General features: G+C 39.5%; 17 protein-coding genes. 13 read left to right on the plus strand and 4 right to left on the minus strand.

From position 1 onward, the window contains the following. Positions 1-16: 16 nt before the first annotated feature. Together R8N23_RS10720 and R8N23_RS10725 are read right to left on the minus strand one after the other, a co-directional pair. Positions 17-2,233, minus strand: coding sequence for a DUF5916 domain-containing protein (locus R8N23_RS10720; RefSeq protein ID WP_318171594.1), 2,217 nt, complete (start codon positions 2,231-2,233; stop codon positions 17-19). A gap of 77 nt (positions 2,234-2,310) precedes the next feature. Then, on the minus strand, positions 2,311-2,703 hold the full coding sequence (locus tag R8N23_RS10725; RefSeq protein ID WP_318171595.1) for a MerC domain-containing protein: 393 nt from the start codon (positions 2,701-2,703) through the stop codon (positions 2,311-2,313). Between the two features lie 167 nt (positions 2,704-2,870). On the opposite strand from R8N23_RS10725, the gene R8N23_RS10730 reads away from it, so the two are divergent. The 8 genes from R8N23_RS10730 to trxA all read left to right on the plus strand — a co-directional run bounded on the left by R8N23_RS10730 (position 2,871) and on the right by trxA (position 9,146). Then, a complete protein-coding gene (locus R8N23_RS10730; RefSeq protein ID WP_318171596.1) occupies positions 2,871-3,581 on the plus strand; it encodes a hypothetical protein in 711 nt (236 codons plus the stop codon). A gap of 118 nt (positions 3,582-3,699) precedes the next feature. After that, the gene (locus tag R8N23_RS10735; RefSeq protein WP_084370734.1) at positions 3,700-4,068 is read left to right on the plus strand and encodes a hypothetical protein; all 369 of its coding nucleotides are present in this window, start codon (positions 3,700-3,702) and stop codon (positions 4,066-4,068) included. Next, positions 4,068-4,766 carry a glycosyltransferase family 2 protein gene (locus tag R8N23_RS10740; protein WP_318171597.1) on the plus strand — a complete coding sequence of 233 codons (699 nt, stop codon included), beginning with the start codon at positions 4,068-4,070 and terminating at the stop codon, positions 4,764-4,766. Before R8N23_RS10735 ends, R8N23_RS10740 begins: the two co-directional genes overlap by 1 nt. Next, positions 4,767-6,221, plus strand: a complete 1,455-nt coding sequence (locus R8N23_RS10745; RefSeq protein ID WP_318171598.1) for a glycosyltransferase family 2 protein — start codon at positions 4,767-4,769, stop codon at positions 6,219-6,221. Beyond that, positions 6,214-7,512 carry a hypothetical protein gene (locus tag R8N23_RS10750; RefSeq protein WP_318171599.1) on the plus strand — a complete coding sequence of 433 codons (1,299 nt, stop codon included), beginning with the start codon at positions 6,214-6,216 and terminating at the stop codon, positions 7,510-7,512. The genes R8N23_RS10745 and R8N23_RS10750 overlap by 8 nt, the downstream gene beginning before the upstream one ends. Continuing rightward, positions 7,505-8,095, plus strand: a complete 591-nt coding sequence (locus R8N23_RS10755) for a TIGR04282 family arsenosugar biosynthesis glycosyltransferase (RefSeq protein ID WP_318171600.1) — start codon at positions 7,505-7,507, stop codon at positions 8,093-8,095. The genes R8N23_RS10750 and R8N23_RS10755 overlap by 8 nt, the downstream gene beginning before the upstream one ends. Before the next feature lie 39 nt (positions 8,096-8,134). Further along, positions 8,135-8,716, plus strand: a complete 582-nt coding sequence (locus tag R8N23_RS10760; protein WP_318171601.1) for a toxin-antitoxin system YwqK family antitoxin — start codon at positions 8,135-8,137, stop codon at positions 8,714-8,716. Between the two features lie 106 nt (positions 8,717-8,822). Then, positions 8,823-9,146, plus strand: coding sequence for a thioredoxin (trxA, locus tag R8N23_RS10765; protein ID WP_318171602.1), 324 nt, complete (start codon positions 8,823-8,825; stop codon positions 9,144-9,146). A gap of 67 nt (positions 9,147-9,213) precedes the next feature. Here trxA and R8N23_RS10770 read toward each other — a convergent pair whose 3' ends face one another. Both R8N23_RS10770 and R8N23_RS10775 read right to left on the minus strand, forming a co-directional pair. Beyond that, positions 9,214-9,753, minus strand: coding sequence for a DUF2911 domain-containing protein (locus R8N23_RS10770; RefSeq protein WP_318171603.1), 540 nt, complete (start codon positions 9,751-9,753; stop codon positions 9,214-9,216). Positions 9,754-9,814: 61 nt separating this feature from the next. Further along, positions 9,815-12,643, minus strand: a complete 2,829-nt coding sequence (locus R8N23_RS10775; RefSeq protein ID WP_318171604.1) for a PD-(D/E)XK nuclease family protein — start codon at positions 12,641-12,643, stop codon at positions 9,815-9,817. 361 nt (positions 12,644-13,004) lie between these two features. Here R8N23_RS10775 and R8N23_RS10780 point away from each other — a divergent pair, with 361 nt between their 5' ends. The 5 genes from R8N23_RS10780 to R8N23_RS10800 are packed head-to-tail and all read left to right on the plus strand — an operon-like array spanning position 13,005 to position 20,837. Continuing rightward, a complete protein-coding gene (locus tag R8N23_RS10780; protein WP_318171605.1) occupies positions 13,005-13,586 on the plus strand; it encodes a lipocalin family protein in 582 nt (193 codons plus the stop codon). Positions 13,587-13,624: 38 nt separating this feature from the next. Then, positions 13,625-16,948 carry a SusC/RagA family TonB-linked outer membrane protein gene (locus tag R8N23_RS10785; protein ID WP_318171606.1) on the plus strand — a complete coding sequence of 1,108 codons (3,324 nt, stop codon included), beginning with the start codon at positions 13,625-13,627 and terminating at the stop codon, positions 16,946-16,948. 4 nt (positions 16,949-16,952) lie between these two features. Further along, positions 16,953-18,479, plus strand: a complete 1,527-nt coding sequence (locus R8N23_RS10790; protein ID WP_318171607.1) for a RagB/SusD family nutrient uptake outer membrane protein — start codon at positions 16,953-16,955, stop codon at positions 18,477-18,479. A gap of 1 nt (position 18,480) precedes the next feature. Then, entirely contained in the window at positions 18,481-19,377 is an 897-nt protein-coding gene (locus R8N23_RS10795) for a substrate import-associated zinc metallohydrolase lipoprotein (RefSeq protein WP_318171608.1), read from the plus strand. Positions 19,378-19,382: 5 nt separating this feature from the next. Then, positions 19,383-20,837 carry a DUF4302 domain-containing protein gene (locus R8N23_RS10800; protein WP_318171609.1) on the plus strand — a complete coding sequence of 485 codons (1,455 nt, stop codon included), beginning with the start codon at positions 19,383-19,385 and terminating at the stop codon, positions 20,835-20,837. Positions 20,838-20,842: the final 5 nt, after the last annotated feature.

The raw sequence follows: 20,842 nt of genomic DNA on the forward strand, positions 1-20,842 counted from the left end.
GCCTAAATGAATACTTCTAAAACTGTTTTAAAAAAGTAAGCTTTCCGATGAACTGCTGTTCGCTAAAAGGATCATCCAGTCCATCGATTTGGGTATCATTGAATACCAGGTATAGAAACGATAACGGCTGATACTCCCAGCTCGCACGTACATTCCATCGTCCTTGTTCGTCGAAGGTATTGTATTGATAGAAAGCCGAAAGCTGAACCCTTGGGTTCAATGCAAATCGTGAGCCTATGGTGGTCAAATGTGTTTTCAACTGCTGTGGAACCTCTCCAATATCTGTTAGCTTGTTGTATTCATAATCGACGGTAAGAGCAGCATGTGGAATAGCGGCAATTCTTAGCCCTCCTTCAATGGTTGTTCTTTTCCCATTGTAAAATCCGCCCCAATTTATACTGCCTGTTAGAGAAACTTTGGCCGACTGATTAGTCCTAAAGTTGACCTGCTGCCTGGTATAGTAATAGTCCCCTTCAGGTATGGAAAGGCCCAGTGGAGCAAAACTGAAATTGATGTTTTGCCAGGTTGGGAATATGGCGTATTGCAAGAAACTGTTGTCTATGAAGTAGATATAAACAGGGAATAGGTAAATATTGGCTTGTTGGAAATTGTCAGGAGAATCAAAATCATGGTAATAATTTATAAAAGCCCCAGGATCCCATCTCCTGATCCATGATATGTTTTTTGGTCGCCAGATATAATATCCTCCCGGGCTGTGATTGATTACATTCTTTTGGAAAACGAAGCCCATATCAGGGTTATAGTCTTCCGAGACGAAATTAGTGCGCCAGCCAACATAATATTTGTTGCTATTGGCACCGGCGAAAAAAGTTCCTGCTATTCCAAGAGTGTCATTCGAGTTGTCTCTAGATCCAGAAATGAGATAAGAAACTTCCCATTCGTCATTTGGTCTGATAAAACCATCTAGTGAGACGGTGGTATTGTTGCTTTGTTGAGCTCCTAATTTAGTGGATTGTTGATCCAGCCGATGGGTAACCATGACGCCCACGTTGTTTTCATTGCCATAGTTCTGAAGGTATCGTCCAGCCATAAAGCTAGCACCGGGAGATTTATCCGTTTCGGCCTGGTGGATGTATAGTCCTGCAATGGATAGTTTTTCATTCCTCATCGTATACCGTGTGCCAGCGTCAATTCTGGCTGGCTCGGCATTAAAGCTACCATTTAAGCCAATCTTTCGACTAAAGAAAGGTACGACTGAATTATTATTTGCTCCAGCCCATATGCCTGAGTTTTCGAGAAAGAACTGTCGTCTTTCGGGGAAGAAAATATTGAACCGTTCGAGGTTGTTTACTGCTCTGTCTACGTCTGCCTGGGCAAAGTCAGTGTTGAAGGTGAGATCCAAAACAGAATGAGAGTTGATGGCCCATTTTACATCTCCTCCAAGTTTCAACTCGCCAGTAGAATTTTGAGTATCTCCGTCTTCGGTTTGATCATATTGATAAAGTGTGTAGGGTTCAATTCTGACATTGGCACTCGGTTCTGGCAGCTCCAATCCTTCCAGGCGAGCTGCATAAGTCATTCGGTAGGGCGAAAAGGATTGCGGTATCGCAGGAAAAACCGTTTGCTCGTAATCTCTCCGAGCTAATCGGCTAAAGGTGATTCCCCAAGTTGGGGACTGTCCATCTGGCACTTCGTCGTAGCGAATGGACTTGAATGGAATGGCAAACTCTGCAAAGTAGCCGGAGTCGGTGCGATGGGTTCGTACTGACCAAAGTGCATTCCAATCGTTGTCTGTATTGCTGTCGTTAAAATTCTGAAGGTCACGTTGATTACCATAGGGAGTGGTTTGAAACGAGACGCAATATTGCTTTAGATTTTGAGGATCCAATTGAACGAAAAAGATATCATTCTCTCCCCATTTGAAATCGCGTCTTAAATCTTGTACTCTGATGCCTTTTCGTCCCAATGAATCTTTGCAAAAGGCTCCAACATAGAGATTCTTGTCATCATACAATAGACTGACTTTGGTGTCATACAAATAGTCACCTCCTTGTCTAGGCTCCATTTTAAAGAAGGAAGTTATGACCTCTGCTTTTTGCCAATCTGATTCATTGAGTTTGCCATCTATTTTGATTTGACCAGCAGCTTTGGAGGCTACCACTAAGGGTGCCTTTTCGGGAGGAGAGAAGTTTTGGTCCTCCTGGGCAAATAGATTGGAGACGCAGAGGAATTGCACAATCAGGAGTATATGAAAGGTTATGAACTTTGCCATAAGATTATTGTTCTAATTTTAGAAGGATCTGATTCGACTTTTAGAGAATTTTTTAGGTATTTAATTGTACTAACTGATCAGTTTGTAGATTTTTTGAGGTATTCATACCTCATATACTTCCAATTGACAAAGTGTGCACTAGCGATGGCTACCGCACCAAGGGTTGAAAAAGCGATTTCGAACCACTCTGAACTAGAAGTATGACCAAACAGGATGAACACAAAGCCAATGACTACAATGATCAAGGCCAGTGGACGATGATGGCATCTTTTATAGCCAATGATTAAAGCATAGGAGGCGATGTTCAAACTAAAGAGAATCAGGGTAATTTCAATCCAGGGGTTATTGAGGTAGCCTAACCCTGAAAATGATGTAAAGCTGATTAAAAGTGGAAGACCGCCACAATGTATCGCACATAGTAACGAAGATAGGAATCCTACAAGGTCGAGACTTATAAAGATGTTTTTCATTGGTATAGTTATAAATGCAATATTGTTGCAATTATATAATTTGCAATTTAAAAATGCAATATTGTTGCATGAAATGAGAGATAAGTTTAATATCGCACTTTGGGTAGGGATAGGAATGAGTTCAAAATATTTCTAAATTTATGTTTCGAAATCAAAGCACTATCACCATGCATACAATTAAACCATTTGCCGCTTTTGTCATAGTTGTTTTTTTTACCATTCCTACTTTAGCACAAGATGCTATTTCAGCTAAGGTGTCTACGCTTCATCATTCTGAAAAGAGTAAAATCAGGAAACCACTTTATGAATTTCTAAGCACTTGGAATACAACGGCTCCCCAACTAAAACCTGCGGAGAAGGCTATTGCTGCAAAAAAGAAGGAGAATCGGCAGAACGGTAAAGATCCGTTAGCCGGTACTAAAAAAATGCAGGAGAAATACGAAGAGCTGGTTTATCAAGATGGAACAGAGCGCTCATTTATTGCTGAATCTTTTGCGCTTCCTATGCAGCGAGAATTGGAAGTGAAAGGAGCTTCATTGGAGGCTGAGGATATCTATGCCGTTCATTATATCACCAAGTTTGTCTTAGGCGTTCCGAGATTTAATCATGGAGAGTTGGACATCAATGATTTGGACCAAATTGATTCAGAATTGACTAAACTTATTGAAGCCTATCCGGACAATGATGCGCACAATCAGGAAGTGGATGGACATGTTATAGATGTATTCAGAGAAGAAGCGCAAGCCTTTTATAATTCCTACGTAGCTGAAAACAAGGCACAATACAAAAAAGGCAAAGGAGCTAAGGGCTCTGAGTTAACCAGTATGAATTGTGGAGAAAAGTACAAGCTGTTGAAGGATCAGGGGATCATGCATTGAGTATAGAGCTATTGTTAGCTTTTGATTCTACAAGAACTGATCTTGGCGTCCATATTGTTTTGTTACAGAAAGTATCCTAGCTAATTTTGAATCTTGAATTTCAAATCTTGAATTTAGAATGAATAACGATCCTGAATTAAGCGGCAAATACCTGGGAACTATCACTCAGGACTTTATCAAAGTATCAGATAATCTAAAAGAAGCTTCTTATCAAATCAGAAGTAGAGGCTTTTCCGAATATCCCATATTCCCAATTGCCAAAACGGATGTAGGCGTGGGGCAGATTTTGATCAAGCAAAAGGAGCTCGATGCGGAATGGAATTATTCAGCTTCGTATTTGGATGAGTTTGTTCAGCGTGATCTAGTGAAAGAAAAAAATGTCGATATCTTCAAGGAAGCCTATAAAAATCCAGATGAGTTTTGTTGCTTGTTTGTGGTAGATGAGAAATTCACCAATTTCATTTTCATTCCTTACCCGGAGGATTGATGCCCAAACCTCAAATCGTAGATGTGATCATTCCCGTGCTCAATGAGCAGAATGCAGTAGGGATGGTCATTGATGAAATACCCAAAAACCGCGTGAGGCATATCATTGTAGTAGACAATGGTTCTACGGATGATACGATAGAGGTAGCCAAAGAGCGAGGAGCTGTGGTACTGGAAGAAGCGGCACGTGGGTACGGTAATGCTTGTTTGAAAGGAATGTCCCATATAGCTGATCTGGATGAGCCCAAACCTGATACAGTCGTGTTTTTGGATGGTGATCATTCTGATTTTCCAGAGTTCATTCATGCGCTGTTAGAACCTATTCGAGTGGGTAATGCTGATCTGGTGATTGGTTCCAGGGCTTTGGGTAAAAAAGAAAAAGGTTCCATGACTCCCCAACAGATTTTTGGTAATTGGTTGGCTACTTATCTTTTGCGAATTTTATATAAAGTACAATACACCGATTTGGGGCCATTCAGAGCTGTTCGATATGAAAGTTTGTTGGCGATGGACATGCAGGATAAAACCTATGGCTGGACGGTAGAAATGCAATTGAAAGCAGCCAAGATGAAAATGCAAATAGCCGAGGTGCCGGTGAACTATCGCAACCGAATTGGTGTATCAAAGATATCCGGAACTATTAAGGGCACCCTATTAGCCGGATACAAAATCATTCAAACGATATTTAGATATTTGTAGATGGAGTGGATCATAGTGGTCGTTTATTGTACGGCTTTGTTAGCCATATTTTTGTTCAGCTTAGGGCAGTTGCACCTGACTTGGGTATATACTCGTCCATCATCCAAAATAACCGCTTCGTTTGACAATACTTACGAGCCAGTTGTTACTGTTCAACTTCCTATCTATAATGAAAGGTATGTTGCCGAAAGGCTGATTGACTGTGTCGTCCAACTAGACTATCCCAAAGATAAACTTGAGATTCAGATATTAGATGACTCTACCGATGAAACGATCAATATCATTGAAGGAAAAGTTAAGCACTATCAGAATCTAGGATTTGATATTCAACAGGTTAGGAGAGATGACCGAAAGGGATTTAAAGCTGGTGCCTTGGCCTATGGTACTTCCATTTGCAAGGGCGAGTTTACTGCTATTTTTGACTCTGACTTTTTACCCAATCCTGATTTTATCAAAAGAACGGTAGGTTATTTTGTGAATGAGAAGATAGGTATGGTCCAAACTCGCTGGGGCCATGTCAATAAAAATTATTCTATTCTGACAGAGATGCAAGCTTTTGGCTTGGACGCTCATTTTACAGTAGAGCAAGGAGGACGGAATCGCTCCGGTAGCTTTATGAACTTTAATGGAACGGCGGGTATTTGGAGAAAGTCATGCGTGTTGGACGCAGGAGGGTGGTCGGCGGATACCTTGACTGAAGATTTGGACCTGAGTTATCGAGCACAACTCAAGGGCTGGCAATTTCAATTTGATGAAAGCGTAGAGTCGCCGGCCGAACTTCCAGTTATCATGTCGGCGATCAAGTCTCAACAATATCGATGGAACAAAGGTGCTGCTGAAACGGCGAAGAAAAATCTATTCAATGTTTTTCGGTCTGATCAGTCTTTTAAAACAAAAGCTCATGCTGCTATGCATTTGTTGAATAGCAGTGTGTTTGTGCTACTGCTCGCGGCATCTATCTTGAGCATCCCTATGCTGTATATCAAAAGTTCCAATCCAAATTTGGAGTGGCTATTCAATTTGGGAAGTTTGTTCTTGATTGGTTTCTTTTCGATAGCTGCTTTTTACTATGTAGGATTGAAGCAAATAGTCAAGGTGAAAACTAAATCCACTTTCTTGAAGAAATTCCCACTATTTCTATCCTTTTCCATGGGATTGGCTTTACACAATGCGGTCGCAGTGATGGAAGGTTTTTTGGGCTTTAAGACGCCGTTCATTAGGACACCAAAATTCAACATTACGAAAAGATCTGAAAGCTGGTCCAACAATCAATATATAAAACCCAAACTGACCTGGGGGACACTGGTCGAGGGGATGTTGTGTGTTTATTTTATCTGGGGCATTGCCTCTGCTTGGATGCTGCATGATTTTGGGCTGATCATTTTTCATATCATGTTGGCTATAGGATTTGGCATTGTATTCTTCCATTCATTGAAACACATCAAGCATGCCTAAAAAGCCTTTGGGGTTTAAAACCGGCTGGCTTATTCTGGGATTAGTTATTCCAATGCTTTGTGTGCATTATGGATTCGAAAGAAGTAGCTCGTGGCTGGTTCCAATCTACGGAGTTGCTTTTGTTTTTTACCTGCTCATCATTTTTAAAATTGATTTTAGTTTCACTCAGTTGGTAGTCACCGCATTGCTGATTCGATTGCTTTTGTTTTTTGGAGCTCCATGCTTGTCTGATGATTATTATCGCTTCATTTGGGATGGACAAATTTGGTCAGAAGGGATTAGTCCTTATCAGTCTACGCCAGCGGATTTGGTGGATGATCTGACTAATCAATATAATGATCTATATAAGAAATTAAACTCACAAACATACCACTCCACTTACCCGCCTATTAGTCAATATATCTTTGCCATTCCAGCGCTTTCTGGCATTAATGATGTTTTCTGGTCTGCGATGGTGATGCGATTCGTACTGTTGCTATTTGAAATGGGAGTCATCTATCTGCTATTTCAAATGACTAGAAGTGCTACACATGTTTCGCTGTATGCTTTAAACCCTTTGGTCATACTCGAATTGACTGGAAATATTCACTTTGAAGGAGTGGTAATCTTTTTTATTCTATTGGCCTGGTGGTTTTACGAACAAAACAAATGGGTAAGAGGAGCCATGGCCTTGTCTTTTGGCGTATTAGCCAAATTGACTCCATTGATGTTCTTGCCTTTGCTCATTAAGAAAATGGGTGTTCAAAAATCATTATTGAGCTATTCGGTTATAGGTGTTAACATGATCATATTTTCGTTGCCTTTTTTGAATTTAGAAATCATTAATGGATTAGGTAATGGCTTAGACCTGTTCTTTCGAAAATTTGAATTTAATGCCGGCATCTTTTTTCTGACTAGGGAAGTAGGGTTTTGGGTCAAGGGATATGATATCGTACAGACTGCTGGTCCTTGGCTTACTGTCATTGCCTTTGTGCTCATTGTTGGGTATTCCTTATTTGCGGTCAATGATCAAACCGGATGGGCGAAAGCGTTTACTGTCGTATTATTCATTCAGCTGATTTTTGCTACTACCGTACATCCTTGGTATGTTATTCCTTTAGTGGCATTTAGCTGTTTTACAGGTTTTGCTTTTCCGGTCATGTGGTCAGGGATAATATTTATATCATACCTGGGCTATTCTGATAGTAGCTATCAGCATCCGATGGGTTGGATAGCACTGGAGTATATTTTGGTCATCGGTTTAGCTGTTTATGAAATATTGAAAAATAAACCTTTGTTAAAAAATGTCTAAGGAAGCACTGATCATTTTTGCGAAGAACCCAGAGTTGGGGAAAGTAAAAACTCGGTTGGCTAAAGATGTAGGGGATGAGGCCGCGCTTGATATATACCATAAGTTGCTAGCTTATACGCAAGAACAAACCGCAAAAGCTCAGATTGATTTAATCGTGTATTATACGACACACATAGATGAGAAAGATAACTGGATAAATACTCAAAAGAAGCTTCAATGCGTAGGAGAATTGGGCACTAAAATGGCTCAGGCCATCAGCAATGAATTAGAAAAGTATGAAAAGGTCTGTATCATCGGAACAGACTGCGCACAACTCAAATCATTTCATTTAAAAGAGGCATTCCAAAAATTAGAAGAAAATGATTTTGTAATTGGGCCAGCTAACGATGGCGGGTATTACCTTCTCGGTATGAAATCATTTGAGCCTTCCCTGTTTGAAGGAATTGATTGGAGTACTGACAAAGTATTCAGTCATACTATTAAGGCTATTTCGCTGCTAAATAGAAGTTATGCTCAACTACCTGAACTAATTGATGTAGACACCATTGAAGATTGGAATAAGGTGCAGGAAAATTTCAAGTAAAAAAATTACATTTGGGCTTTTGAATCAAAATCATTTGAAATGAAAAACAGTATTTATTTTCTAATTGGATTTGTAATTTTTTTAGCTGCATGTGATTCTGGTGTAGTCACCTCCGGTGGAGCCGAGAGCTTGAATAACTTACCTGATTATGCGGAAAGAGTGGAGTTTGATCATATGCCAGGATTAATCAAGGCTACCATTCATTTTGGAGAAAAGGTTGAGCAGCAAGGAGAGTATTTTAATGGGTTTAGAAATGGAAGCTGGATTACTTATCATCCGAATGAATTGGTGAAATCAATTTCTACCTATGTGAATGGAACCATGCATGGTACACATTTGGAAATGGATGACAAAGGCAAACTGACTTTGAAGGCTTACTATGTAAATGGAATCGAGGAGGGTGAGTTTATCTATTACAATAATGGAGTGATCACTGAAAAAAGAAACTATGTGGCTGGAGAGTTCCAAGGAAAGCGTTCTCAATATTATGACAACGGCAAGATCATGGAAGAAAGTAATTGGTACGATGGAAAGATGCACGGGGCAGCCAAATGGTATGATCAGAACGGAAATGTGACGCTTGAGTATGAATACAGTAACGGTGTACTATTGAAAAACTAAATAGTTTTTGTTTATCTGCTCATTGCCAAAATCAATCTTTTGGCCTTAACTATTTCTACTATATTTGCGTTTTTCGATGCATAACAATATTTAAATAACAATAGACATGAACAAAGCAGTAGAAATTACAGACAGCAACTTCAACGACGTATTATCAACCGATCAACCAGTATTGGTGGATTTTTGGGCAGAATGGTGCGGACCTTGTAAGATGATTGGACCTGTAGTGGAAGAGCTTGCTGGGGATTACGAAGGGAAGGCAGTTGTAGGAAAAGTAGATGTTGATTCTAACCCTGAAGTGTCTGCTAAATATGGCGTAAGAAGCATCCCAACTTTGCTTGTATTTAAAAATGGCGAAGTGGTAGATAAGCAAGTAGGAGCGGTTCCAAAAAATGTATTGGCTGGAAAATTAGATGCTCAGTTGGCTTAAGCCTCCATTATATAAGACATAAAAAAACCATTCCGATTATCGGAATGGTTTTTTTATGTCTTTAGTCTTACTCTTTAGTTATTGGTATCCTTATCATAGTGGTATCCCACCCCATATTTAAGTATAAACTTGTAGAATCAGTATCAAAAGTCATTGTGAATTGCTCTATTGTATTAGGGTTGGTCCGAGTTGGAATATTCACTTTCAAAACATCGAGCGCATAGTCCGGTTCGAAATAGCCAAATTCACCCAGCTGACTGTTTAAAGAAATTTCCCATTTACTTTTGTAGGGTACAGCGTACATCCTATATCTTCCAGCTGCTACTGACTCTCCTGCAAAATTTACATCTTGACTAAAAGTTATTTCTGTAGCATCATTTGCTCCTAATCTCCAATACTTGCCATAAGGAACTAATGCCTCCTCAATCTCTTCACCAAAGATTAATCTACCCTTTTTGTAGGGTTGACAGTAATCAACTGAAACTGTTAAATCTCCCAAGCTCCTTTCAGTGGTAGTTAATGGACTGTGTGATCGCGTAGTGAGTACACCGTAAGCGAAATATGCTACAAATGCGACGACCAATCCAATGATTACTTTTTTAAGCATAGCGTTAGTTGTTTTTGTTTATCAAAACTAGTGAAATTATATAGGCTAAAGTTCTGTAAGACTATCCTTTATTGCAAATCTGTTTATAAGCACAATACTGACATTTTTGCTCATCTTCGGTCTGTGAAAAGGGGATATCGGGGTTGAACATTTCTGTGAGTAAGTAAAGCAGTACCTCTTTGAACTCTTCTTCAAAGTCAGCATAGTTGAGCACTAACCTGTTCTTGCGATCGATGGTTTGCGTAATTAAAGCATCGAATTTATCGTCAAACAGATCTTTACTGTTGAATAATCCTGGCTGAATGGGGCGTTTTATGTCCGGGTGGTTCTCTTTATAAAGTAGGCAATAGTAGAAAAGTTGAAATACTGCTTTGTTTCTTTTGTTCGACTTGCCGTCAATCAAATCGAACATCAACCCGAACTTTCTGTCGTCTCTCCCAGATTTATAGTCCAGGACTCTTACTGTTTCGCCATATTCGTCGATCCTGTCAATGACACCCTTGAGGCCAACCTTCACACTTCCATCGATGGTTTCTATAGGGAAGTCTACAAAGTAATCCGTGGCTTCTAGTCCTAGAATAGTAAAAGGTGAATGAGATTCATCAAAAACCAAAATACGTTGCATATAAGATTTGATGACCTCATAGGCTATTAATTGACGTCCGGTTTGTACACGTTCTTCAGAAAGTTTTTGATCTTTGAAGGACTGTCGAATGGCTTGATCTAATTCAGTTTTAGAATGCTTGATATCTTCTGCCGTCCAATGCTTTTTGTTTTCATACAGGTGCTCCATGGCGCCATGTAAGAGGTTGCCAAACAACGAGGGATCCATGTCTTCCAATAACTCATCGGGTTCCTTGATTTTTTCGATGTGCTGAAAGTAGAACTTAAGCTTGCAGTCTATATAAGTATTCAGAGCTGAAGGAGATAACCTTTTGATTGGCTCAGACTCAGTACTTAGAAATTCACCTAACTTATTCAGTACCTCTCCTTGTTTTTGAATAGTGATTTCTGGCGACGATTCGGCCACAATTGGGTTCACTAGAGCCGAGGTATTAAAGGCAAGGTTAGACTCAAACTGTAACTGCCGCACATATCGACTTAGTTCACCATTATGATTGAATTCAGATATGTTGTTGTACGAGATCCAAAGGTTTTCTGCACTATGCAACAAACGATAAAACAAATAAGACTGCATAGCATCTTGATGTTCGACCGTAGGGAGATCAAATGCTTTTCGAATATTGTAGGGAATGAAAGAGGTGTTTGAGCTGTCTTTGGGCCACTTTCCTTCATTCATTCCTATAATTAGAACATGCTTGAAAGAAAGATTTCTGGTTTCTAAAATCCCCATCATCTGTATGCCTTGTTTGTGGTCTCCAGATAGCGGCAACTTAAGGGTATTTCCTAATTTTAGAAAGAGCCTGTTAAATGAGGTAAAGCTGAGTGCTACGCCATGCTGTTTTAGGGCAGAGTCGATCCTTTTCAGCGTGCTATGAATCAACACTGCTACAGAACGGTCTATGTCAGTGAGATTATTGAATTCCAATTCGCTGAAGAATGCAATGAATTGAGTGAGGAGCTCTTGTGTAGTCTCAACTGATTTTAGAATTGTACCGAGCTCTGGGAATTCTTCTATAACGTATTCAACCGATGGATATACGTTATTGTTTTTAATACCAATCGAATCAAACTTGTTGATTCGTTCTTGAGTAATGTTAAGCAGGTCATTGTATTCAAGGATGTTCAGCACTTCTTTATGCAATATTTTTTTTAAACCATTGGACTGATACTTGTCATAGAGTGAAATGGCTTTTGAGATGAAAAGATAGATTCTGGATTGGGCAATTGGCCATCCCATTGTCACGTTTGCTTTTTCAATTTGCTCGGGTAGGGCATGCAATACATTCTGAAGTAATGATTCATCCGTAAGAATGACAAGTAATTCTGATTGCTCAGCACTTGAAAGAGACAACTTCTCAATTTTTTGAGCAGCGGCTTTAATTTGCCCCATTCCAAAAGGAGCTGACAGAACGTCAATAGATAGACTGGCCTCATTGATCGTTTGTTTTAGATCCCTTGTGATACTTGCTTTGAAATGCTCATCAGCTGCATATTCCCTAAAAAAAGTGCCTGACTCCTGATTGTTATCATTGAAGTAATACTCATCCACATCCCAAAAGATGTCCGCTGTACCAAATTCTAAATAAGACTTGATGATCTTTTCTTCAGCTCTGGTCAAGGCATTGAATCCGGCAAACCAAATAGTTGTTTCTTCGGAAGAAACTTGATCCGCATATTCGCGAAACATTCTTCCTTTATAGATCAATCCACTTTCGTCTAAAAGCGCATTGAATCGAGCGTATAATTCAGCAAGAATCGACCAGGTGGATATAAACTCAGTTTGTTTTTTATTGGGAGTAGGAAGGAAGCCCTTCCAAAATCCTTGAATGATCTGTTGATCCTTTTCAGATAAATGTTGGAAAGCTTCGTCGAGCTCTTTTTGTGATTTTATGACTCTAAAAATGTGATCAACATCTACCAGATAGTTATCGATGTCATTATAATCTTTGAGGATCATCTCACCCCATGGAAAAAAGACATCAAAATCCTCCGGTTGTTTTACGATCTCTTTGTAAGCTTTATACAAGAGAAAAATCATCTGAAGGTCATCCGCAAAATTCTTGTTTTGTTTTTGCTCTACAAATTCCTCGAAGCTTAGGATGACGGGCGACCAAATCGGGCGATCATATAATTGTGCCAGATAATCAGCAAAATATACACCAGCTCTTTTGTTGGGGAAGATGATGGTGAGCTGATCACATTGGTTGCCAAATTGATCCTGACACTTTTGTGCAAGAGATTGTAGAAAATTGTTGTGAGTTGCCAAGTGTGTTTCGATGATTCGTTTGGACGTAAATTAATAGTAAATTATGATCGATGTCTACTCGGATTTGAATGAAATTCAAAAAACTAGACACAAACGAATGCCTAGCTTCAACTATTTGTAATTTTTTTTTGTTTAATTAGTAATTGCAGTAAAATGCACCAAGCGACTATGGTTATAGATCATTTGTTATTTGGGAGTTTAATGATAGTCTTGCGTAATTATCCCTTGCGTATAATTATTACTCAAAATTTAATTTTTAAAACAGGGGTCTTTGCCTTTTAAGTTGATATATTTAAAAGGTTCAAAATTTCAACCAAAAGGGAATGCATAAACGAAGAGTAATTCCCATAAATCGTATCATATGAAAAATTTTTTACAATCCGTTTTGTTTGCTTTCTCTCTTGTTTTTGTTGCTGCTTGTAGTAGTGAAGATCCTGAGCCTGCAGAGGGTTCTGGGACTTGGAAGCTGGAATCATTTGTATTAGCTGATTTTCCTGCAGGGTTTACAAGTAATGAGGATACACCTGCTCCGATTGATGGTATTACTTTTGGTGGTTTTACCTATACCAGTTACACCCTGTCTTTAAATGGTGATAATACTTTTGATCGAACTGTCGGTTTAGAAGGTGCCCCAAGCTTGATTGACGACGGCTTGTGGTCTATTGAAGGTGACGATTTAGTTCTTAAAAACAAAGAGGATGAGGATGAATTTACGCAAGAATTCTCTATTAATATTAAGGAAGAAAAAAGGCTTTGGATTAGTCAGCCAGCAACATTTGGAGGTTGGTTTCATGATGACACAATCGCGGCTCTGAATTCTCGTTTTAATTCTAATACCGAGATAAATGATTATCTCAATAGTCTAACTGATGAAGAATATGCCAAGTACTTGAATACGCTTGAAATAGAATTAATCTACGCCTTTATCTTGGACGAGAATTAAAAAAATAAATACTTAATTCTTATAAATGTTTTCGATTGATGGCTAGAAGGGGCTTAGGATTTTTATTGTTTTTTGTGTTGTCCTTTTGTTCGAACAAATCTCTGTTTGCTCAAACAACAAGCATATCCGGAAAAGTAGTTGACCCAAGCGGAGAACCTATGGTTGGCGTTTCAGTAGTTATTGAGAATACTACTAATGGCTCCATTACAGATTTGGATGGTAATTTTTCTCTTACAGCGACCAAAGGAGAGGTGTTGGTGGTTCGTATGCTTGGGATGAAAGAGCAAAAAATAAAAATCGGTAGTGCCAATCAAAAATTCCAAATCAAACTTGAAGAAGAGTCTGTTGCACTTCAGGAAGTAGTGGTGAATGGATTCCAAGAAGTAGACCGAAAGCTGTTTACTGGAGCTTCTGAGAGCTTGAAGATGGATGATATCAAAGTGGATGGTATTGTGGACGTCAGCCGTGTCCTGGAAGGACGAGTAGCAGGAGTAAATGTAGATAATGTATCAGGCACCTTTGGATCATCGCCTAAAATTAGAATCAGAGGAAACGCCTCTATCAATGGTAATAACCAGCCACTTTTTGTGGTCGATGGAGTGATCTTAGAGGATTTGTCTAATGTCAATACTGACGATTTTATTTCTGGAAATGCTAACACCCTAATCAGCTCATCGATTGCCAACATCAACCCCGATGATATTGAATCTTTTCAAATATTGAAGGATGCTTCTGCTACAGCCATCTACGGAGCGCGTGCGGCTAATGGTGTTATTGTAATTACAACTAAACGTGGTAAAAGCGGTGCATTGAGAGTGAATTATTCCGGAAACTATTCCGTAAAAATTCGCCCAACTTACAATCAATTCAGTCTATTGAATTCTGCAGAGGAGATGTCAGTGTATAGAGAAATGACCCAAAAGGGACTAATTGACATCACGACATCTGTGAGGGCGCAGAACTATGGAGCTATGGGCAAGATGTATACAAAAATTGCTCAGCATGAAATACCCTGGGGCGCTGGAGGCGGGCTGAATGAACAATTTCTCAATCAGTATGAAAACGCCAATACGGATTGGTTTGATGTTCTCTTTAGGGACTACGGATTGCAACAACAGCATTCATTGAGTTTTACTTCTGGTACGGACAAGTCTAATAGTTATTACTCAATTAGTTATTTAAACGATGCAGGGCAGACTATTGCCGACAAAGTGCAAAGACTAACAGCAAGCTCAAGAAACACCTATTTTTTGTCTGACATATTCACTTTTGGATTAAAACTATCTGCTAGTTACCGGGACCAAACCGTGCCAGGAACAAGGAATAGAGAGTTTGACCCGATTACTGGAAGGTACAGCAGGAGCTTTGACATTAACCCGTTGAGTTATGCACTTAATACGAGTCGTTCCATTCGCCCGTATGATGAAAATGGAGAATTAGAATACTTCAGAAGAAATTATGCTGATTTCAATATTTTGGAAGAGCTCAATTATAATTTTATAGACATCACAGTAGCTGATGTTTCTACTCAAACTGATTTTGAACTTAATCCAACTAAAAACATTTCCCTCAAAGGTGTCATGCAATTAAGGTATGCATCTACTCAGCGCGATCATACCGTCCATGAGAAGTCCAATCAGTCCGAAGCCTATAGAGCTAACGAGACACAATTTATTCAGGACGCCAATAACTTGCTATATAGAGATCCTGATAATCCTGGCTTGAACCCAGTTGTGGTGTTGCCTATCGGTGGTTTTAATTATTTGGATAAAAGTGATATGCTGAATTTCTTCAGTCGAGTCAGTGCTGAGTGGTCTAAGACATACAATGAAATTCATCAAATCAATGTATTGGGGGGGCAGGAAATTAGGTTTACCAATAGAAGCGAAAAGAGCACTACTGGATTAGGAGTAGTTTATGAGAGTGGAGGCATTGCGGTAACCGACCCAAATATTGTAGAGTTCTTCAATTCTCAAAATATTGATATTTATTCTCAGAATCAGTTGAGAGATCGTTTCATTGGTTTGTTCTTAAATGGCGGATATGCCTATAAAGGAAAGTATATAGCCAATTTCACGGTGAGGTATGATGGCTCTAATCAATTGGGAGAAAGTAAAAGTGCCAGATACTTACCTACCTGGAATGTGAGTGGTGCTTGGAATATTCATAGCGAAAATTTCATGTCTAATTTGTCTGTAATCAACCAATTGAAATTGAGAGGTACTTATGGTATCTCAGGAAACCTTCCACCAAACGCAAGTGCCTTGCTGAATTTGCAGGCTGATGTAACGGTTAGGCCTACTGATCAAGAACCCTACCTTTATATCCAAGATCTAACTAACTCGGAGCTGACTTGGGAAAAATTGAAAGAATTAAATATAGGAGTTGATATTGGACTGATGAATAGTAGAATAAACACCTCTATTGATTGGTATAGTCGTCAGTCATTTGATTTGATAGGGCAGGTATTGACTAGTGGAGTGGGAGGTCAAAGCGTGAAAACAGGAAACTTTGCAGACATGGAATCTCATGGATTTGAATTTACCTTGAATACAGTGAATTTGACACGTGGCGATTTTTCATGGACCACAAATTTTAATATTGGCTATACAAAAGACAAGATCACACGTTTGGATTTTGGACCAAGGATCGTAGATGCTTTAGGGCAAAATGGAGCGGCAGTATTAGGTGGGCCAAGAAGAGGGTTGTTCTCTTCTAAGTTTGCCGGTCTTAATAGTTCTGGTTATCCTACCTTTTACGATGAGAATGGAGAAGTGGTGTTGCAATACGATTTGCAGAGTAGGGACAACTTAACCACCACTTTAAAGTATGAAGGCTCCACGGAACCTAGAGGAGGAGCAGGTTTGACAAATACGTTTACCTGGAAAGGCTTGTCTTTGAGTGTATTGCTTTCTTGCAAGTTCGATTATAAGATACGCTTGAATGACGTGGTACAAGCAAGTTATACTGATTTTGATGCGTTGCCAGCAGAACTAGCCAATAGATGGGTAGTGCCTGGGGATGAGGATATTACCAATGTTCCAGCCATATTGCCAGTAAGAACGGTAGCTGCTGGTGGAGCCGATTTGACGAGCTATTCACTTTATAATAAAAGTGATATTAGGGTGGCCGATGGAGACTACATACGACTTAAGACCGTGAGGATGTCATATCAACTGCCAACAACCTGGGTTAGTAGAATCGGATTGAATACAGTGAATTTGAGTGTAGAAGGGCAAAACCTATGGTTGATCTATTCGGATGATGCGCTGAATGGCCAAGATCCTGAATTTTTCAGTTCGGGAGGGGTATCCTTACCACAACCCAGGTTAGTAACATTTTCTTTAAACATTGGAATCTAATGATATGAAGAAATTGATACAGAGATTAACAGTATTTGTTGTGAATTTAATTGACTTATTAGTGGATAAGCTTAAGCAAGGGGCAGTTCTTTTACTTATTGCCTTAAGTGCCTGTAATTCTTTTTTAGAAGAAATTCCAGATAATAGAGTTTCTCTGGATGATTTAGATAAGGCGGCACAATTAATGACTAACGCCTATTCTGATGCCAGTTATGCATTTACAGACTGGATGTCTGATGATTTCACCTATACAATCGGCACAACGCTTAGACCGTCACATCAACAAATGTACGTGTGGGATGATCCATTTTCGGATCCTAATGAGCAGGATACTCCAGCTTTTTTCTGGTACCAAACCTATACGGCAATTGCTCATGCCAATGAGGTGCTCAATATTATTGATGAATTGGAAATAGATGAGACTGATATACCTTATCGAGACGCGATCAAAGGAGAGGCATTATTAGCTCGGGCGTATGGTCATTTCATGTTGGTCAATTTATTTAGTGAGGACAATTGGATATTGAAAGACGGGTCAGGATTGGGTGTACCATATATTGAAACTCCAGAGACTGAATTTTTGGTTGAATATGAAAGGCCGTCTGTAAACAAGACGTATGAAGAAATAGAGGATGATCTGAAACTTGGGTTAGAATTAGTTGACGATAGCTTTTATTCAAATAGTGGGAAATATCACTTCACCAAAAATGCCGCATTGGCTTTTGCATCTCGTTATTACTTGTTTACAGGAGACTTCATTAGGTGTCTTCAATATTCAAATGAGTTACTAGGGAGTAATCCTGGTGCTTTTGTTAGAGATATGACTTCGGAAGAGTTTCGAGCAGCAAAATCTTCGACTACAGGGTATCCTCAGTTGTATTCTTCTCCCGATCTACCAAGTAATCTAATGCTTATGCGTAAGATATCCTTGGTTCAACGGACTGACTTTGCCTATGGAATAGATCGAAATGATTATGGAAGTTTGTTTGCATCCAACGTGTTTGATGACGTAACTGATGAGAGAGAAAACCCCGCATGGGTCAAAGGGCAAAATACTTTGTTCCCAGTTCGTTATGAAAGTTTGTTTGAGAGAAGCAGTATAAATTCTAATGTGGGAACACCCTATCATATCGCGCTTGCATTCAGAGGAGAAGAAGTGCTTCTGAATCGTGTGGAATGCAATATCCAATTGGGAAATAATGATGAAGCTATAGCAGATTTACAGGTGTTGTCGGATAGAAGATATTCAGGGGACGATGTAGTGCTAACTATGGAGCTTTTGCGTGAATTTTATCCATCCAGCTGGACAGATTTTACCATACTGTATGAGTATTTGATTTTGGAGCGACAAAAAGAGTTTATTGCACAAGGGATGCGCTGGTTTGATCTGAAGCGTTTTCAAGTGCCTGTTCAGCATTTAGGTCCTGATGGATCTGTGATAGCTGAGTTGGAGGCGGACGACCTACGAAAGGTTTTGCAAATACCAACATCGGCTCAAGAAGTCGGCGGCCTAGAACGTAATGAAAGGTAGTATGAAAGGAATTTTTAAATACATAGAGAAGATTCAAATCGAATGGTTGGTCCAACTACGGTTTGGTTTGATTGTGCTTTTGCTTGTCTCTTGCTTGGAAGAAGATAAACTGGATACACCAGTTTCAGAGGTAGATGCTCCAGTCACGGACTTGGACAAATACATCGATGACAACTTTGTTCAAGAGTATGGGATAGCTGTTCGCTATCGATATGATGAAAAGTTTGTTGATCCTGGACAACAAGTGGCTCCACCTAAATTGGAAGTAATCAGACCAATGTTGGATCTCATTGATGAGTATTGGATAGATGTATACGCCGATGTAGAAGGTGGTGAGGCTTATTTTAGAAGATATGTGCCAGGCGAAATCGTGTTTTTAGGTGGACTGATTTACAATGGAGATGGTACAGTTACTTTAGGAACAGCAGATGCAGGTGCTCGAATTACCTTTACTGATGTCAATTCAATCGATGTTAATGATGAAGAATGGCTTCTGAGACAGCTACATACGGTTTACCATGAATTTGCACATATCGTGCACCAAAACGACAAACTCCCTACGGCTTTTGAAGAAATCTCAGCTTCGGGATATAGTAGTGCGGGGTCGTGGTTTAATGTGAGCGAAGAGGAGGCGTTGATAAGAGGATTTGTTTCACCTTATGGAACAAGCAGCCCAAATGAAGACTTTGCCGAAATTATTGCCTTTTATATGGCGGAGGCAGATTTTTTCGATGAGTATATCACACTCGAGGAGAATTGTGCTACTGCAGGCTGTGAGGATCGAAATTCCGGAAGGAAGTTGATTTTGGAGAAACTAAATTCCATTAAAGAACATTACTTGAAATCCACAGGTATTGATTTGGATGATTTGAGAGCATCCGCTTTATCAAGGTTATGATAACTATGAATCGATTGAAAGGACTTTATATCATCATTATTTTTCTTGTTGCTTCTTGCAGTGACGAGATAGATAAAATCACTCCGCCGGCCGAGAGAAGTGAGGGGGCTATTAGCGATCTGCAGAATGAACTTACAGCTCCTGCCAATGGCTGGGTGTTAAATTATCAACCAACCCCTGAGTCGGGTATATTTTATATTCTTTTAGATTTTGAAGAAGATGGTACTGTGCATATAGAATCAGATGTGCCTGGGGACGATGATTATTTCTTTGACCAAACCATTGCCTATCGTTTGGATACAAAACTGAGCTTAGAGTTAATTTTTGAGACATACGGCGTTTTTCACTTTCTGTTTGAACAGAACGCATCCAGTTTTGGAGCTGAATTTGAATTTTACTATGTAGGGAAGGAGGGCAACAACTTACAGTTTGCAAGTAAGTCTGACAATTCTGGAGATGCGACGGTGATATCCTTAGTTCCAGCTTCAGCGAATGCCGGTGATGTATTTTCCAGAGACCTGTCGGAAAATATGTTGGCCTATGATACCATCAGTTCACTGTTTGCGGGTACCACTCAGCAAATTGCGCTTTCAGATCAAAATGTGTCTGTCTTTTGGAGCGTAAACCTTGATCAAAGAAGCATCAACCTACGAAGTGCAGCAGTTGGTTTGACCAATGCTGAAATTGTTTCCAATGATAATTCTGTATTGTTAGATCAAACCTCTGGCTATGGTTTTTTTGATGGCAAGTTGGTACTATCGAATCCTTTCAGTTTTAGCTTGGCAGGGAAGAGCTACAGTTTTTCAGAAATGAGCCTGACTAATTTTTCAGAAACTGGAGATCCTATGTGTTCAGGAGGTGCTACAATGTCTCCGGTATATACAGGCTCGGCTACCGGACTGGGTAATGCGACGATGTACAAAACTTTATTTGATATTAAGGGCTTGGATTTTCAACCTATGGAAGATAGCCCTTACAGTGTTAATGTTTTTTTTGTAGCTGATGCAGATGGATTTTCTTTATCTCAAAGTGGTTCTATCAATGAGTATTTTCCTTCGGCAACGGGATTTGCTTTTAATTATGGATACTTAGATAGTGATAGTGCTTATTATTCATGCAGTGTTGACTCCTTGGTACAACCTGAGTATGCTACTGGTCTTTATTATGAAGATGACAACGGCAATTCGAGAATAGCACTAAGGAAATTTGATGTGCTTAGCGCAACGGAGAACAAAGTCGAGATTCAATTTACTTCTAACGCTGATCCTGCTGATGATTATTACCCCTGTGATCTTACTACAGAAGAAAGAGATAATCTGGAGTCTATTACAGACGAGATATTTGGAACTGGTGGAGGAGAGGTTTATTCACTCTATTATCCTGTGCCTTCTCAACCAGATTTAACTGTATTTTCGCTATATAATCCTTGTAATAATTACGAATTCTTACTGGTACAATAGCCGAA

Source organism: Reichenbachiella sp. (genome assembly GCF_033344935.1).
GTDB lineage: Bacteria > Bacteroidota > Bacteroidia > Cytophagales > Cyclobacteriaceae > Reichenbachiella.